15 protein-coding genes are annotated in these 14,827 nt (G+C 67.5%); 6 read left to right on the forward strand and 9 right to left on the reverse strand.

Features of this window, described 5'->3' with window-relative positions; genetic code table 11:
- Nucleotides 1-38 precede the first annotated feature (38 nt).
- The 4 genes from glmU to P5W99_RS14165 form a co-directional block, all read right to left on the reverse strand.
- Complete coding sequence (gene glmU, locus P5W99_RS14150) at nucleotides 39-1,412, reverse strand: bifunctional UDP-N-acetylglucosamine diphosphorylase/glucosamine-1-phosphate N-acetyltransferase GlmU (protein ID WP_421024960.1); 1,374 nt, start codon at nucleotides 1,410-1,412, stop codon at nucleotides 39-41.
- A gap of 205 nt (nucleotides 1,413-1,617) precedes the next feature.
- On the reverse strand, nucleotides 1,618-2,604 hold the full coding sequence (gene ttcA / locus P5W99_RS14155; protein ID WP_421024961.1) for a tRNA 2-thiocytidine(32) synthetase TtcA: 987 nt from the start codon (nucleotides 2,602-2,604) through the stop codon (nucleotides 1,618-1,620).
- 3 nt (nucleotides 2,605-2,607) lie between these two features.
- Nucleotides 2,608-3,003 carry a dihydroneopterin aldolase gene (locus tag P5W99_RS14160; RefSeq protein ID WP_035534057.1) on the reverse strand — a complete coding sequence of 132 codons (396 nt, stop codon included), beginning with the start codon at nucleotides 3,001-3,003 and terminating at the stop codon, nucleotides 2,608-2,610.
- Between the two features lie 255 nt (nucleotides 3,004-3,258).
- Nucleotides 3,259-4,038 carry an SDR family oxidoreductase gene (locus P5W99_RS14165; protein ID WP_421024962.1) on the reverse strand — a complete coding sequence of 260 codons (780 nt, stop codon included), beginning with the start codon at nucleotides 4,036-4,038 and terminating at the stop codon, nucleotides 3,259-3,261.
- Nucleotides 4,039-4,207: 169 nt separating this feature from the next.
- Here P5W99_RS14165 and P5W99_RS14170 point away from each other — a divergent pair, with 169 nt between their 5' ends.
- Together P5W99_RS14170 and P5W99_RS14175 are read left to right on the forward strand one after the other, a co-directional pair.
- Nucleotides 4,208-5,434: a class I SAM-dependent methyltransferase gene (locus tag P5W99_RS14170; RefSeq protein WP_421024963.1), complete on the forward strand. Its 1,227-nt coding sequence runs from the start codon at nucleotides 4,208-4,210 to the stop codon at nucleotides 5,432-5,434.
- A gap of 6 nt (nucleotides 5,435-5,440) precedes the next feature.
- Nucleotides 5,441-5,635 (forward strand): DUF2905 domain-containing protein, encoded by a 195-nt coding sequence (locus P5W99_RS14175; protein ID WP_035534054.1) that lies wholly within the window; start codon nucleotides 5,441-5,443, stop codon nucleotides 5,633-5,635.
- A 65-nt stretch (nucleotides 5,636-5,700) separates the two neighbouring features.
- On the opposite strand, the gene P5W99_RS14180 is transcribed toward P5W99_RS14175, so the two are convergent.
- From P5W99_RS14180 to P5W99_RS14195, 4 genes are all read right to left on the reverse strand, one after another.
- On the reverse strand, nucleotides 5,701-6,957 hold the full coding sequence (locus tag P5W99_RS14180; RefSeq protein WP_421024964.1) for a multifunctional CCA addition/repair protein: 1,257 nt from the start codon (nucleotides 6,955-6,957) through the stop codon (nucleotides 5,701-5,703).
- Entirely contained in the window at nucleotides 6,954-7,601 is a 648-nt protein-coding gene (locus P5W99_RS14185; RefSeq protein ID WP_421024965.1) for a glutathione S-transferase family protein, read from the reverse strand. The genes P5W99_RS14180 and P5W99_RS14185 overlap by 4 nt, the downstream gene beginning before the upstream one ends.
- A gap of 117 nt (nucleotides 7,602-7,718) precedes the next feature.
- Nucleotides 7,719-8,675: a complex I NDUFA9 subunit family protein gene (locus P5W99_RS14190; RefSeq protein WP_421024966.1), complete on the reverse strand. Its 957-nt coding sequence runs from the start codon at nucleotides 8,673-8,675 to the stop codon at nucleotides 7,719-7,721.
- Nucleotides 8,676-8,769: 94 nt separating this feature from the next.
- Nucleotides 8,770-10,749, reverse strand: coding sequence for a transglycosylase SLT domain-containing protein (locus P5W99_RS14195; protein WP_434661224.1), 1,980 nt, complete (start codon nucleotides 10,747-10,749; stop codon nucleotides 8,770-8,772).
- 20 nt (nucleotides 10,750-10,769) lie between these two features.
- Between P5W99_RS14195 and P5W99_RS14200 the strand changes: the two genes are divergently transcribed.
- A complete protein-coding gene (locus tag P5W99_RS14200) occupies nucleotides 10,770-11,384 on the forward strand; it encodes a 5-formyltetrahydrofolate cyclo-ligase (protein WP_421024968.1) in 615 nt (204 codons plus the stop codon).
- 60 nt (nucleotides 11,385-11,444) lie between these two features.
- Here the strand turns inward: P5W99_RS14200 and P5W99_RS14205 are convergent, their stop codons facing one another.
- A complete protein-coding gene (locus P5W99_RS14205) occupies nucleotides 11,445-11,957 on the reverse strand; it encodes a winged helix DNA-binding protein (protein WP_421024969.1) in 513 nt (170 codons plus the stop codon).
- Nucleotides 11,958-12,132: 175 nt separating this feature from the next.
- Between P5W99_RS14205 and pxpB the strand changes: the two genes are divergently transcribed.
- From pxpB to pxpA, 3 genes are all read left to right on the forward strand, one after another.
- Nucleotides 12,133-12,825 (forward strand): 5-oxoprolinase subunit PxpB, encoded by a 693-nt coding sequence (pxpB, locus tag P5W99_RS14210; protein ID WP_421024970.1) that lies wholly within the window; start codon nucleotides 12,133-12,135, stop codon nucleotides 12,823-12,825.
- Nucleotides 12,822-13,901: a biotin-dependent carboxyltransferase family protein gene (locus tag P5W99_RS14215; protein WP_421024971.1), complete on the forward strand. Its 1,080-nt coding sequence runs from the start codon at nucleotides 12,822-12,824 to the stop codon at nucleotides 13,899-13,901. Before pxpB ends, P5W99_RS14215 begins: the two co-directional genes overlap by 4 nt.
- 82 nt (nucleotides 13,902-13,983) lie before the next feature.
- Nucleotides 13,984-14,739 (forward strand): 5-oxoprolinase subunit PxpA, encoded by a 756-nt coding sequence (gene pxpA, locus P5W99_RS14220; protein ID WP_421024972.1) that lies wholly within the window; start codon nucleotides 13,984-13,986, stop codon nucleotides 14,737-14,739.
- The last annotated feature ends 88 nt before the right edge of the window (nucleotides 14,740-14,827 follow it).

The following is a 14,827-nucleotide window of genomic DNA, read 5'->3' on the forward strand; positions in this document are numbered from 1 at the left end:
GTCACTGCGCCCGCGATGTTCCGCCGTTCAGTTGTCTATCAGCGCTTGTTCTTCACCGGCCGAACGTAGCCGGTTTTCGCGATCTGGGTTTTTTCGTTGAGCACGAGCGTGTCTGCGGGCACGTCCTTCCAGACGGTCGTGCCGGCCGCGATGGTCACGCCGCGGCCCACGCGCACCGGCGCGACGAGCTGCGTATCGGAGCCCACGAACACATGGTCTTCAAGCACGGTACGGTGCTTGTTCGCGCCGTCGTAATTGCAGGTGATGGTACCCGCGCCGATGTTCACGCCTGCGCCCACGTCGGCGTCGCCCACGTAGCTCAGGTGATTGGCCTTCGAGCCCAGGCCGATGTTCGCGTTCTTCACCTCGACGAAGTTGCCCACGTGCACCTCGTCGGCGAGCTGTGCGCCCGGACGCAGGCGCGCGTAGGGCCCAAGCACGGCCTGCGCGCCCACCGTGGCGCTCTCGATATGCGTATAGGCATCCACGCGCGTGCCCGCGCCAATCACGGCATCGCGGATCACGCAGTTCGGGCCGATGCGCACGTTGTCGGCGAGCGTGACCGCGCCCTCGAACACGCAGTTCACATCGATGAACACGTCGCGCCCGCAGCTGATCGAGCCGCGCAGGTCGAAGCGCGCTGGGTCCGCGAGCGTGACGCCGGCCCCCAGCAATGCGTCGGCGGCGTTGCGCTGGTACACGCGCTCGAGTTCGGCGAGCTGCTGCTTGCTGTTCACGCCGAGCGTTTCCCATTCGGCCTCGGGCTGCGCGGTCACGACCGGATGGCCGGCGGCAATGGCCGCTTCCACGACGTCGGTGAGGTAGTACTCGCCCTGCGCGTTGTCGTTGCCGAGCGACGCGAGCCAGCCCGCCAGCGGCGCGGTGGGCGTCACGACGATGCCGGTGTTGATCTCGTCGATGAGGCGCTCGTCGTCGTTCGCATCCTTCTGCTCGACGATGCGCAGCACCTCGCCGGTCGCGCCGCGCACGATGCGCCCGTAGCCGGTGGGATCGTCGAGGGTCACGGTGAGGATGCCGTAGCCCGCCTTGTCGCCCGCCTTGGCCGCGGCGTCGGTCAGGCGCTTGAGCGTGGAGGTGCGCGTGAGCGGCACGTCGCCGTAGAGCACGAGCGTGGGCTGATTGGCGTCGAGCAGCGGTAGCGCCTGCGCGAGCGCATGGCCGGTGCCGTGCTGCTGCTCCTGCACGGCGAACTGCACGTCGGGCGCGGACACGGCCGCGCGCACGGCCTCGCCGCCATGGCCGATTACGACCACGAGGCGCGTGGGCGCAAGGCTGCGGGCGGTGTCGATGACGTGCGAGAGAAGCGGCTTGCCTGCGAGAGGATGGAGTACTTTCGGCAGTGCGGAGTGCATGCGTTTGCCCATGCCTGCCGCGAGGATCACGATGTTCATTGCATCGGTGACTTTGAGAGGGAAGAAGCGGTCGATTTTAGCATGGGGGGTATCCCCAACGCCGCCTGCCGGCGGGCCTTTGCCGCACCATCGAACACTCTTTTACACCTGCGCAACAGACGCAAAAAAAGACGGCCCTGCCGGGCCGCCTTGGGGTCGAATCGATTCCGCGATCGGCGCGGATGCTGCGCGCCCGCGCCAGGCTTCAGAGTTCGTCGAGCGGCGTGAACTTGAGGGTCGCGCCGCCGCTGCCGGGCATCTCGGACGAATCGGTCGAGCACGGCTCTTCGTCGAACGCGATATCGCCTGCCGGATCGGCCACGCCCGTCGCGCGCAGGTCCTTGAAGCCGAACAGCGAAGCGTCCATCAGGTGCGAAGGCACGACATTGCCGAGCGCATTGAACATGTTCTCGACGCGGCCCGGGAAGCGCTTGTCCCACTCGCGAATCAGCGCTTTCATTTCCGCGCGCTTGAGGTTGGGCTGGCTGCCGCACAGGTTGCACGGAATGATCGGGAATTCGCGCAGTTCGGCGTACTTTTCGAGATCGGTTTCCTTCACGTAGGCGAGCGGCCGGATCACGATGTTCTTGCCGTCGTCGGACTGCAGCTTGGGCGGCATGCCCTTGAGCTTGCCGCCGTAGAACAGGTTCAGCAGCAGCGTCTGGAGGATGTCGTCGCGATGGTGGCCGAGCGCGATCTTGGTCGCGCCGAGCTCGCCCGCCACGCGGTACAGAATGCCCCGGCGCAGGCGCGAGCACAGCGAGCAGGTGGTCTTGCCCTCGGGCACGAGGCGCTTGACGATGCTGTAGGTGTCCTGATTCTCGATGTGGTACGGCACGCCCACCTTGTCGAGATATTCGGGCAGCACGTGCTCGGGAAAGCCGGGCTGTTTCTGGTCGAGGTTCACCGCGACGATCTCGAAGTCGATCGGCGCGCGCTCGCGCAGGCGCATCAGGACATCGAGCAGCGCATAGCTGTCCTTGCCGCCGGACAGGCACACCATCACCTTGTCGCCGTTCTCGATCATGTTGTAGTCGCCGATCGCCTGGCCGACCTGGCGCACGATGCGCTTGAACAGCTTGTTGTTCTCGTAGGCTTCCTTCTGCTCGCGGCGCGTGAGCGCGCGGCGGCCGCTTTCCTCGGCGGAAGCGTCAGCCGATGTATCGATAATCGGCGTTTCGGGGGCGTTCATGAATCAGTCCTCCTTGATGCGAAAGACCTCGACGCCCACCGCGTCGCAGTCCGGGTACACGTCGGGTTTCTGGGTCGACACGCACACGGCGCGCACCTGCTCGTGCGAGAGCAGCGCGGCGGCGAGGTCGTCGCAGAGGGTCTCCTGCAGATGGATATGGCCCTGGCCCACGCGTGCAGCAACGGTCGCGCGCATGAAGTCGTAATCGACGACTTCGCGCAGCTTGTCTTCGCGCGGCGTGGTCGACGAAAGCGGAACGAACAGGTCGACGTTGATGATGACGCGCTGTTCACCGCGTTTTTCGAAGTCATGCACGCCGATGTTGATGTGCACTTCGTAGTTGCGCAAGAAAAGCCGGCGGCAATCGGCAAGCCGGGGATGCAGGAGTACAGCGGACATGTTCGTTCCAGTCGATAAAAGCGTGCATGTTCTTGCACGTGCGCGGGCGCTGCGCGCCACACGGGTCAAACGGGTTACAGGCTTACAAAGCCAGGGTTGCAAAGCCTTCGTGCGATTGCATCGCAGGTGCGTTGCGGAATCCGGGCCGCGATGGAATGTTTTCGCAGCCATCGCGGTTTATGCATTTAGTTGCATTGTTGGGCGTCGATCGCGAAACGCGCCCGCAGCGCGGTTCGCCGCCCGAACAGGTGCACCTCAGCCCTGCGCCTGTTCGCCAGTCAAAAACATTACATCGCGCGGCAGCGGCACGAGATGCTGGCCGCCATCGACCACCAGCGTCGTGCCGGTCACGCCCGAGGCCTGGGCGAGATACAGCGCGGCCTCCACGAGATCGCCGGGGCGCGACGCGCGCCCGAGCGGCGTGACCTTGTGCGCGGCGGCGAAGCTCTCCGGCGTCTGGTCGCCCGATTGCAGCGTGAGGCCCGGCGCGAGACCCACTACGCGCATCTTCGGCGCGAGCGCCTGGGCCAGCGCGACGGTGGCGTTCTGCAGGGCGGCCTTGGACAGCGTGTACGACAGGTAGTCGGGATTCATGTTGTACAGCTTCTGGTCCAGCACGTTGATCACGCAGGTGCGCAACGATTCGTCCTGCAGCGCGGCTTCGGGCGTCGCCGCCCACAGCGTGCGCGCCAGCACCAGCGGCGCACCCACGTTGATCGCCATGAGATGCTGCAGCCTCGCGTAGCCGGCATCGCGCGCCGTGTCTTCCTCGAAGCGCGACGCGTTGTTCAGCACGCACGCGGGCAGGCCGAGCGCCGCGGCGCAATCCGGCACGAGGCGCGCCACCTGGGCCTCGTCCGCCAGATCGGCATGCAGCGCGACCGCGCGGCGGCCCATGGCGCGGATCTGCGCGACGACGTCATCGGCCTCGGCCCGCGAGCCGCCGTAATGCACCGCCACGTCCCATCCGCGTTCGGCAAAGCCCAGCGAAAATGCGCGGCCGATGCGGCGCGCGCCGCCCGTCACGAGGATCACACGCGCGGCAGCGGCTGCGCCAGAATGCGGAGACGATCCCGGCGGCTGGCTCGCGCTCGATGCGGGGTCGGATGAAAAGGCGCCCTTTGGCTGGCCCCCCTTTGTTGGGCCCCCCGAATCCCCGCCAGACCGGCGGATGCCCGATGTTTCGCTCATTTACAATGCCGGGATGAATCCGAAAGCTCACGAACCCGCTAGTTTACCTGTTCCCGAGCCGATCGCGCTCGCACAGTCCGAGGCGCTCGCCGCAACCGTGCGCGCGGAAATTGCCGCAGCGGGCGGCTGGCTGCCGTTCGACCGCTACATGGAGCGCGCGCTTTACGCGCCGGGGCTCGGCTATTACAGCGGCGGCTCGCGCAAGTTCGGCCTGCTGGCCGACGACGGCAGCGACTTCGTGACCGCGCCCGAAATGTCGCCGCTGTTCGCAGCCACGCTCGCGCGCGCCGTGGGCGAAGCGCTCGCGGCCAGCGGCACGCATGCGCTGATGGAGTTCGGCGCGGGCACGGGGCGGCTCGCGGCGGGCGTGATGCTCGCGCTCGAAGCGCTAGGTGTCGCATTTGATTCGTATGCCATCGTCGACCTCTCGGGCGAGTTGCGCGAGCGCCAGCGCGAGACCATCGCCGAGCTTGCGCCGCATCTGGCTTCGCGCGTGCAATGGCTCGACGCGCTGCCCGCGCGCTTCGAAGGCGTGGTGATCGGCAACGAAGTGCTCGACGCAATGCCGGTGCGCCTCTTCGCGCGCAAGGACGCCGTGTGGCACGAGCGCGGCGTGAGCGTGAACATGGAGGCGAACGGCGGCGGCGCGCTCCAGTTCTCGGACCGCCCGGCCATGAGCGGGCTCGATGCGGGCTGGGCGCAGAGCGTACCCGGCAGCGTGCTGGCGCAGATCGACGGCAGCGAAGACTACGTGACGGAAACGCACGAGGCTGCGCTGGCCTTCACGCGCACGATCTGCACGATGCTCGCGCGCGGCGCGGCGTTCTTCATCGACTACGGTTTTCCGCATGGCGAGTACTACCATGCGCAGCGCGTGCAAGGCACGCTGATGTGCCACTACCGCCACCGCGCGCACGGCGACCCGTTCCTCTACCCCGGCTTGCAGGACATCACGGCGCACGTGGAATTCAGCGGCATCGCGCAAGCCGGCGTCGAAGCGGGCGCGGACCTGCTCGGCTACACCTCGCAGGCGCGTTTTCTGATGAACGCGGGCATCACCGAAGTGCTCGGCGAGATCGATCCGCGCGACGCCGCGCGCTTTCTGCCAGCCGCGAACGCGGTGCAGAAGCTCGTCTCGGAAGCGGAGATGGGCGAGCTCTTCAAGGTGATCGCGTTCTCGCGCGGCATCGACGCGACCATCGCCGCATTCGCGCGCGGCGACCGCAGCCACACACTCTGAGCGCTCATGATCCGCTGGTTCATCACCACCTTCATCGCCGTGGCGATTCTCTCCAGCGCCCAGCCGTGGCTCAGGAAGCTCGGCATTGGCCGGCTGCCCGGCGATGTCACGCTGCGCATCTTCGGCCGCGAATATCCGCTGCCGTTCATGTCGACGCTCGTGCTTTCGATGGCGCTTTCGTTTATCGTGCGTGCGCTTTGAGCACGCGCTGAACGGAAAAACGGCGCACAGGTGCGCCGTTTCGAACACCGCCACGACGCGCTGCGTCAGCCAGTCTTCAGCGCCTCCTCCACCGCGCCAACGCGCGCGCGGTGCACCGCTTCCTTGATCTTCTCCGCGGCGTTTTTGTCCGCGCCCGCCTCGGTAATCGCCCGCGCGATCGCGCCCGCGTCCACGCTGCGCGCCGCGGCAAGCGCCACGCGCAGCCGCTCCGCCTGCGGATATGGCGCGTTCTCCCAGTTCAGGCGCCCGCGCAAATCGGCCTCGCAGGCCTGCAGCGCCTCGGCAAAGCGCGCGGGCTTGCGCAGCGCGTCGCTGCGCTCGAGCATGCGCACGAGCGCGGCCGCGCCCATGTCCATCACGCGATGCACGTTGCCGTGCTCGCGCGCGACGAGCAGCGCGAGGTCGCGGCATTCGTTGGGCACGCGCAGCCGGTCGCAGAGCGGCTTCAACAGATCGACGCTGCGCCCTTCGTGGCCGATGTGGCGCGGCAGCATGTCTTCGGGCGTGGTCGCCTTGCCGAGATCGTGCGTGAGCGCCGCGAAGCGCACCGTCAGCACATAGCCCTGCGCAGCGGCATGATCGATCACCATCATCACGTGGATGCCGGTATCGACTTCGGGGTGATAGTCGGCGCGCTGCGGCACGCCGAAGAGGCTGTCCACCTCGGGCAGCACGCGCGCGAGCGCGCCGCATTCGCGCAGCACCGCGAACATGCGCGAGGGCTTGTTTTCCATGAGCCCGCGCGAGACTTCCTGCCAGACGCGCTCGGGCACGAGCGCATCGACTTCGCCCGAGGCCACCATCGACTGCATGAGCGCCATGGTCTCGGGCGCGACCGTGAAGTCGGCGAAGCGCGCCGCGAAGCGCGCGATGCGCAGGATGCGCACCGGGTCTTCGAGAAACGCGTCGCTCACATGACGGAATACCCGCGCGCGCAAATCGTTCGCACCGCCAAATGGATCGACCACGCGCCCGGTCAGCACGCCGCCGGGCTGAACCTCGCGCGCCATCGCATTGATGGTGAGGTCGCGCCGCGCGAGATCTTCCTCGAGCGTGACGTCGGGCGCATAGAAGAACTGGAAGCCGTGATAGCCCGCGGCCGTCTTGCGCTCAGTGCGCGCGAGCGCGTACTCCTCCTGCGTCTGCGGATGCAGGAACACCGGAAAGTCCTTGCCCACTGGGCGATAGCCCTGCGCCGCCATCTGCTCGGGTGTCGCGCCCACGACCACGTAGTCGCGGTCGCGCACGGGCAGGCCCAGCATGTCGTCGCGGATCGCGCCGCCTACCACGTAAATCTTCATGCGTCGGGTTCGTCGTGCTCGATACGGTGGGTTTCCTTGCGCGCGGCTTCGATCCATGCCGCAACGGCGGGCTCGGCGCTCACGCGCGCCGCATAGGCGGCCGCTTTGGGCGAGAGCGCGGGGGCGTAGCTGTTGAAGCGCATCACAACGGGCGCGTACATCGCATCGGCGATACTGAATTCACCGAACAGGAACGAGCCGCCGCTGGCGTCGAGACAGGCGTTCCACAGCGCGTCGATGCGCGCGATGTCCGCGAGCGTGCCGGGCGTAGCACCCGCGCCCGGATTCGATGTGCGGATCGCCATCGGCATGGTCGAGCGCAAGTCCGTGAAGCTCGAATGCATCTCGGCGCTCACGCTGCGGGCGCGCGCACGCGCGTTGGCGTCGCGCGGCCACAGCGCGTGCTGGGGAAAGCGCTCCGCGAGCGTTTCGGCGATGGCAAGCGTGTCCCACACGGCGAAACCCTCGTCGGTGACGAGGCAAGGCACCTTGCCCGACGCCGAAAACGCCAGAATCGACGCTTTGGTTTCGGGTTCGCCGAGTTCGATCAGCACCTCTTCGAACGGAATGCCGAAATGCGTCATCAGCACCCAGGGACGCATCGACCACGACGAGTAGTTCTTGTCTCCAATGACGAGTTTCATATGGACCGTTTTACCGTTGAATAAAGAGTCAAGGTTGGACGCGCCACGCGCCGTGCCCGGCTTCGTGATGCGTGGCGCAGGTGTTGCGTATTGCGTTCGTTCGTGCGGCTTCGGACGCTATCGATGCGCGCTCGTGCGAAAGAGGTTCAGGCGCGAGCGCAGCGAGGCGTCGGCGAGATAGAGCGGCGCGATCGTCTCGATGCTCGCGGGCTCCACGCCCAGTTCGGGTGCGAGCGGCCCGGCGAGCACGCTGTCGACTTTCATCGAATCGAGATTATCGCGCGTGAGCACCGGCACGCCGGGCGCCATCTCGAACGAAAGCGCCTGCAAGCGCGCGAACGCATTGGGCAAGCGCACGATGCGCGCGTGACGGCCCACGACTTCGCCGCAGTACTGCACCAGTTGCTCTAGCGTGTAGACCGTCGGACCGCCGAGTTCATAAGTGTGCCCGCTCGCGGCGTCGAGATCGAGTACGTTGACGATCGCTTTCGACACGTCGCCCACATAGACGGGCTGGAACTTCGCATCGGGCATGCCGAGCGGGATCACCGGGAAAAGCTTTTGCAGCACGGCGAAGCGATTGAGGAACGTGTCGTCCGGACCGAACACCACGGACGGGCGCAGGATCGTCGTGGCAAGCGCGGTGGCCGCGTGCACGGCTTTTTCGCCGTCGCCTTTCGAGCGCAGATACATGCTCGGCCCGCGCGGATCCGCGCCAATCGCACTCACGTGGATCAAGCGGTGCACGCCCTTGCTCTCGCAGGCGGCGACGATCTTCGTGGGCAGTTCGACATGCAGCTTCGCGAAGCCCGGGCCGTAGGGCGTGCCGTGGCCGCCGTTGAGCGTGCCGATGAGATTGATGACGGCATCGGCATTTTCGACGAAGCCCGCGAGCGCGACCGGATCGCTCACGTCGGCTTCGACCACGTCGATGGGAAGCACGGTGAGATGGCTGGCATTGGCGCGCCGCCGGGTGGCCACGCGCACATCCTTGCCTGCCTCGACGAGCGCATTGACGAGATGGCTGCCGATGAATCCCGAACCGCCGATGACCGCGATGGCTTGATGTCTCATCCTCGACCTCCTCGCGCACTCTCGTGCGCGCACCGGCGCGAGGCGCCGGGGTTCGTGCGGCGGCGAGGCTCGCAAAAGCCGTGCCGCGCGACGTTTACTGCAGCGGCGAGATAAAGCCGAGACGCGTCTTCAGCGATTGCGGACGGCCCTCGAACAGCGCCGCGTAGTAGACCGTGTTCGACAACACGTTTTTCACGTAATCGCGGGTTTCCTGGAACGGAATGGTTTCCGCGAAGATTGCGCCCTCGACGCCGCGGGGCATGTTTGCGCGCCACTGGCGCGGGCGGCCCGGTCCGGCGTTGTAGCCCGCGGTGGCGAGCACGGCGGAACCGTCGAACTGATTGTAGATCATCGACAAATAGTTCGTTCCGAGCAGGATATTGGTGTCCAGATCGTTGAGCTGGTCGCGCGAGAGCGGGCCGAGGCCGATCTTCTTGGCCACCATCTGCGCCGTGGCCGGCATGATCTGCATGAGGCCGCTCGCGCCCACGCCCGACTTCGCATTGAGAATGAAGCGCGACTCCTGGCGAATCAGCCCATAGGCCCATTCGACGTCGAGGCCATTGCTTTGCGCGTCGCGCTCCACCACGTCGCGGAACGGCGCGAGATAGCGCAGCGAGAAGTCGTGCTCGGTCTGCGTGCGGTCGGCCGTGTTGACGGTGCGATCGAGCAACCGGATGCGCTTCGCGTATTCGGCGACGGCCAGCAACTGGCGATCGCTCATGCCGCGCAGCGGCCAGTTCCATTCGCGATTGCCTTCGAGCCGCAGGTTCAGCGCGTAAAAGCGTTGCGCGAGCGCGAAGCCCGGCGTCTGCGCAACCTGGGCGATGTCGGCGTCGCTGACCGAGGTCTTCGGCGGGATGGTGATCTTCTGACCCAGTTCCTCGGTCGCAAGCTGGCCGTAGAAGTTATAGCCTGCCGAGATCGACGCGAACTCCTGGTTTGCCTGATTCGTCTCGCCGGCCTGCTTGAGCGCGCGCGCGTGCCAGTAGACCCATGCGGGTTGCGAGCGCAATGCCGCGGGCATCTGCTCGATCGACCAGCGGACCATGGTCCAGTCGCCGCCGAGCAGCGCGGCGCGCGTGCGCCATTCGTAGGCGGGATTCGAGAGCGGCGCGTTGGCCGATAGGCGATACCAGTCGAGCGCGGCCGGCATGCGCTTGAGCGCGCCCTGATAGCCGATCGTGCCCCAGCCGATTGCACGCTCGGGCGAGGTGAGCGAAGGCGCGACCTGCGCGAAAGTAGCGGCCGCCATGGCGGGGTCGTTGCGCGCCATCAGGGTGACCGCGAGCAGCGCGAGCTGATGCGATTGCGGATCGGCGCTCACGCCGCGCGCGAGTGTGAGCGGCGGCGTGCTGACCGCCTGGCTGAACGCGGTAGGGTCGGGGCGCTGCGCGAGGCCGTCGAGCAGCTTCGCGCCCGTCGAGGTCTGGTTCTGTTCGTAGGCGAGGCGGATCTGCTGCCAGACATCGTCGCTGGTGAACTGGCCTTTGATGGCGAGCGCCGTGATGAGGTCGACGCAGCCGTCGCCGTAATAGCGCGGCTCGACCAGCAGCGCGCGTGCATCGCTGGCGACGTTTTCGCCGCGCGCCGCACGCGACTCCAGCGCGTAGCACTTCACCTGCGTGTCGTCGTTGAGCACGAAGCGCGCATACTGCTGGTCGAAGTTCGCCCAGTCGTGGCGCGCGCCGAGCACGGTCAGATAGTCGTTGCGCAGACGGTCGGCGATGGCCTCGCCGTCGTGGCGCTGCAGGAACGACAGCACCGCCGCGTCGGGCGCGTCCACGCGCGCATGGCCCTGCGAATCGAACAGTTGTGGCTTCAACTGGAAGTATTCGAGGTACGACGGCGCAGGATAATCCGGAATCGTCGCGGCGAGCTGCGCGGCGCGCGCGGCATCGTTATTGCGCGCGGCCTCGCGAAGCTGGATGAAGATTTGGTCGTCGCTTGAAAGCTCAGCGCCCGGAGCGAGGGCAACCGGCCGCACGGCAGAGGCCGTGCTGCACGCGACGAGTGCCACGGCTGCCAGTGCAAGACCGGCCGCGCGATATACTCGGACAAAGCGTTTGGACATCGTTATTTCTGGAGCGCGAGGTGAACCCAAGCATAGCATGCAACCCTGCGGCCCCATCCAAAAAGGCGTGGCGTTTACGACTTCGCACAGCCCGTCTTGAGGCGTCTGCCGACGCGCTGGCCAACGCGGCGCTGAGCGCGCATCTCGATGCCCTCGTCGGCCGTCTCGCGCCGCGTTCGATCGGCTTTTACTGGCCGTTGCCGGGCGAGTTCGATGCACGGGAATGGATTGCCTCGTGGCTCGCCGCCGACGCGTCGCGTCGCGCCGCGCTGCCCGTCATTGCCGAGCGCTACGCGCCGCTGCAGTTCTATTTCTGGTCCCCGGGCGCGCCGATGCGCGAGGGTCATCACGGCATTCCCGAACCGGAGTCCGCCGAGGCGGCGCTGCCCGATCTGCTGCTCGTGCCCTGCATGGGGTTCGACCGCGACGGCTACCGGCTCGGGTACGGCGGCGGCTATTACGACCGCACGCTCGCTGCCTGGCCCGGCGCGGCGTTGCCGCTCACGGTGGGCATCGCGTATGAAGCGTGCCGCATCGACGACGGCGTGCCCGAGCGCGGCGCGCACGATCTGCCGCTCGACGCCGTGGTCACCGAAGCCGGCGCGCATCTCGTGGGGCGTCTCGCGGCGCGCTGAGCTGCGTGTCGAGTTGTGCATGCGTTGTGCATGCGTTGCGCGTCGTGCCGCGGCACGTGCTCAAAGCGACGCCGCGGCGCGCGCCGCCGTGTCGTAAAGTCCGGACGCATTGCGCATCAACTGCGCCGCGTCGCCGATCTGCTCATTGGTGAGGCCGCTTTCCTTGAGCGTGGCGATCAGGCAGCTCTCGCGCACGTCGCGATAGCGCATGCATAGATCGCGCCCCGCCGGCGTCACCGAAAAGAACACTTCCTTGCCGCTTTTCTCGCTCTCGACGAGACCGCGCGCGACCAGCTTCTTGAGCGCGTAAGTGGCGACGTGCGTATCCTCGATATTGAGCACGAAGCAAATATCGGCGAGCTTCTTGCGGCGCTCGCGATGACCCACGTGATGGAGCAGCGAGACCTCGACCGGCGTCATGTCCTTCGCGCCGGCCGCCGACATGCAGCGCACCATCCAGCGATTGAATGCATTGCTTGCCATGATGAGCGCGTACTCGAGCTCGGAGAGCTCTGCGCTCGCCTCGGAGACGAGATGCTCGGACGAAACGATCTTGGTCGGCTGACGCGACATGACTCAACCCTGTGGTCGAAACGGTGTGCCGCCAGTGTAGTGATGTCGCGCGCGCGTCGCGCCTGGCAGAAACGCTTATTGATAATTTATCGATAAATTGTCGAGAATGTATCCTGACAAAATCGGACGCCGGCCACGACGCCGGAGCCTGAACCGCCTGCAACCGCTTGAGACGATGAGCCATCCTGTTCCCCGTATTTACTTCCTCGGCGACGAGGCGCTCGTCTGCGAGGCCTCGCCGCCCGCCACGCTGGAGGTCCAGCGCCGCATCTGGGCCGTGGCCGCGCAGGTGCGCGGCTGGGACGCCGTGCGCGAAGTGGTGCCCGGCATGAACAATCTGACGATCACCTTCGATGCGCTTTCCACCCGCGCCAACGCACTCGCCGCCGCGCTGGAAACGGCATGGCACGACGCCGAGGGCGCGCCCGAAGCCGCCTTCGAGGGCCGCGAAGTCGAGATCCCGGTGAGCTACGGCGGCGCCGCGGGCCCCGATCTCGGCGCGGTCGCGCAGCACACCGGGCTCGCGCCTGCCGACGTCGCCGCGCGTCATGCGGCAGGCATCTACACCGTGTTCTTCCTCGGCTTTCAACCGGGCTTCGCCTATCTCGGCGGACTCGACGCCGCGCTTCACACGCCGCGCAGGCGTGCGCCGCGGCTCGCCGTCCCCACCGGGTCAGTCGGCATTGGCGGCGAGCAGACCGGCATCTATCCGGCGCAGGCGCCCGGCGGCTGGCAGCTGATCGGCCGCACCGCGCTCACCCTCTTCGATCCCGCGCGCAATCCGCCCACGCTGCTCATGCCGGGCGACCGCGTGCGCTTCGCCATCGAGAGCATCAACGAAGCCATCCCCGAGGAGACCCACGCATGATCGAAGTGCTGCGCGCAGGTCTGCTCACCACGGTTCAGGATCTCGGCCGGCCGGGCTACCGGCATCTCGGCGTCGCCACCGGCGGCGCGCTCGATACGCTCGCGCTCGAAGTGGGCAACCGCCTCGTCGGCAACCGGCACGACGCGGCGGGGCTCGAAATCACCTTCGGCCCGGTGGCGCTGCGCTTTGCGCGCGCGACGCGCGTGGCCATCACCGGCACCGACTTTGGCGCGACGCTCGACGGCAAGCCGGTATGGTCGTGGTGGAGCCTGCCGGTCGCGGCCGGCGAAACGCTCGTGCTCAATGGCGCGAAGCGCGGCATGCGCGCCTATGTGTGCGTCGCGGGCGGCATCGACGTGCTGCCGATGCTCGGCTCGCGCAGCACCGACCTCGCCGCCGGGTTCGGCGGGCTCGCGGGCCGCGCGCTCAAGGACGGCGACCGCCTCGCCACGGGAGCCTCGTTCGCGGCGGGCGGCGAGCGCGCCTCGCTTGCCGCGGGCGCGCCGCCGTTCGGCGTGAAAGCGCCGTCGCAATGCGGCTTCGCGTACCCGGACGAAGTGCCGCCGAGGCGCGGCCGCCATCCGGACGGCATGCTGTGGGCCGTCCCCGTGCGCGTGCTGCACGGTCCCGAGTACGACAGCTTCACGCCCGAGGCGCAGCGCGCCTTCTGGTCCGACGAATGGCAAGTCACGCCTAACAGCAACCGCATGGGTTATCGGCTCGAAGGCACGCCGCTCGCGCGCGAAACGCCCGCCGACCTGCTCTCGCACGCGGTGCTGCCGGGCACGATCCAGGTGCCGCCGAACGGTCAGCCCATCGTGCTGATGAGCGATGCGCAGACCACGGGCGGCTATCCGAAGATCGGCGCCGTAATCCGCGCCGATCTGTGGAAGCTCGCCCAGGTGCGGCTCACGACGGGCGTGCGCTTCATCGAGACGACGCCGGCCATCGCGCGCCGCGCGCTCGAGGAGGAACGCGCCTATCTGCGGCAGATCGATACCGCGATCGCCATGCAGGACGAGCGCCACGCGAGCCGCCGCATGCGGGCGGCGTCCGCACAGGGCTCAGGCGCATGACGCGGACCGCGACAGCCGCGACACGGCATTGAAGCAAGACGCGCAGCGACACAGGGCGCGCAGCAATACGGAGAGAATCACCATGACGACCATCGATCTGAACGCCGATCTCGGCGAAGGCTGCGGCTCCGACGAGGCGCTGCTCGACCTCGTGAGCTCGGCCAACATCGCGTGCGGCTGGCACGCGGGCGGCGCCAACGCCATGCGCGAATGCGTGCGCTGGGCGGTGGACAAAGGCGTGTCGATCGGCGCGCACCCGAGCTTCAACGACCCCGAGAACTTCGGCCGCAAAGAGATGAACCTGCCCGCCGAGGAAATCTACGCGGGCGTGCTCTACCAGCTGGGCGCGCTCTCGGCAATCGCCCAGGCGGAAGGCGGCCGCATCGCGCACATGAAACCGCACGGCGCGCTCTACAACCAGGCCGCGCGCGACCCGAAGATCGCCGACGCGATCGTCTCGGCCGTGCACGACTTCGATCCATCGGTGACGGTGTTCGCGCTCGCGGGCAGCGGGCTCGTCGCCGCCGTGCGCGAAGCGGGCCTCGTGGCCGTGGAAGAAGTGTTCGCCGACCGCGGCTACCGCGCCGATGGCTCGCTCGTGCCGCGCAGCGAACCGGGCGCGCTGCTCGACGACGAAGACGCCGTGCTCGCGCGCACGCTCGCGATGATCCGCGAGCAGCGCGTGCAGTCCGTGGACGGCGCGTGGGTGCCGCTCAACGCCCAGACCATCTGCCTGCACGGCGACGGGCCGCATGCGCTCGCGTTCGCGCGGCGCATCCGGGCGGCGCTCGATGACGCCGGCATCGGCGTGCGCGCGGCGGGCGTCGCCGAGGCCTGAGCGCACTGCAGGTAAACGGATTCAAGCATTACCGAAGCAAGAACAGGGCCGACAAGAGCCGGGCAGTCAGAGCGCCGCGCCGCGCTAC

It is taken from the genome of Paraburkholderia sp. A3BS-1L (assembly GCF_051125215.1).
Lineage (GTDB): Bacteria > Pseudomonadota > Gammaproteobacteria > Burkholderiales > Burkholderiaceae > Paraburkholderia.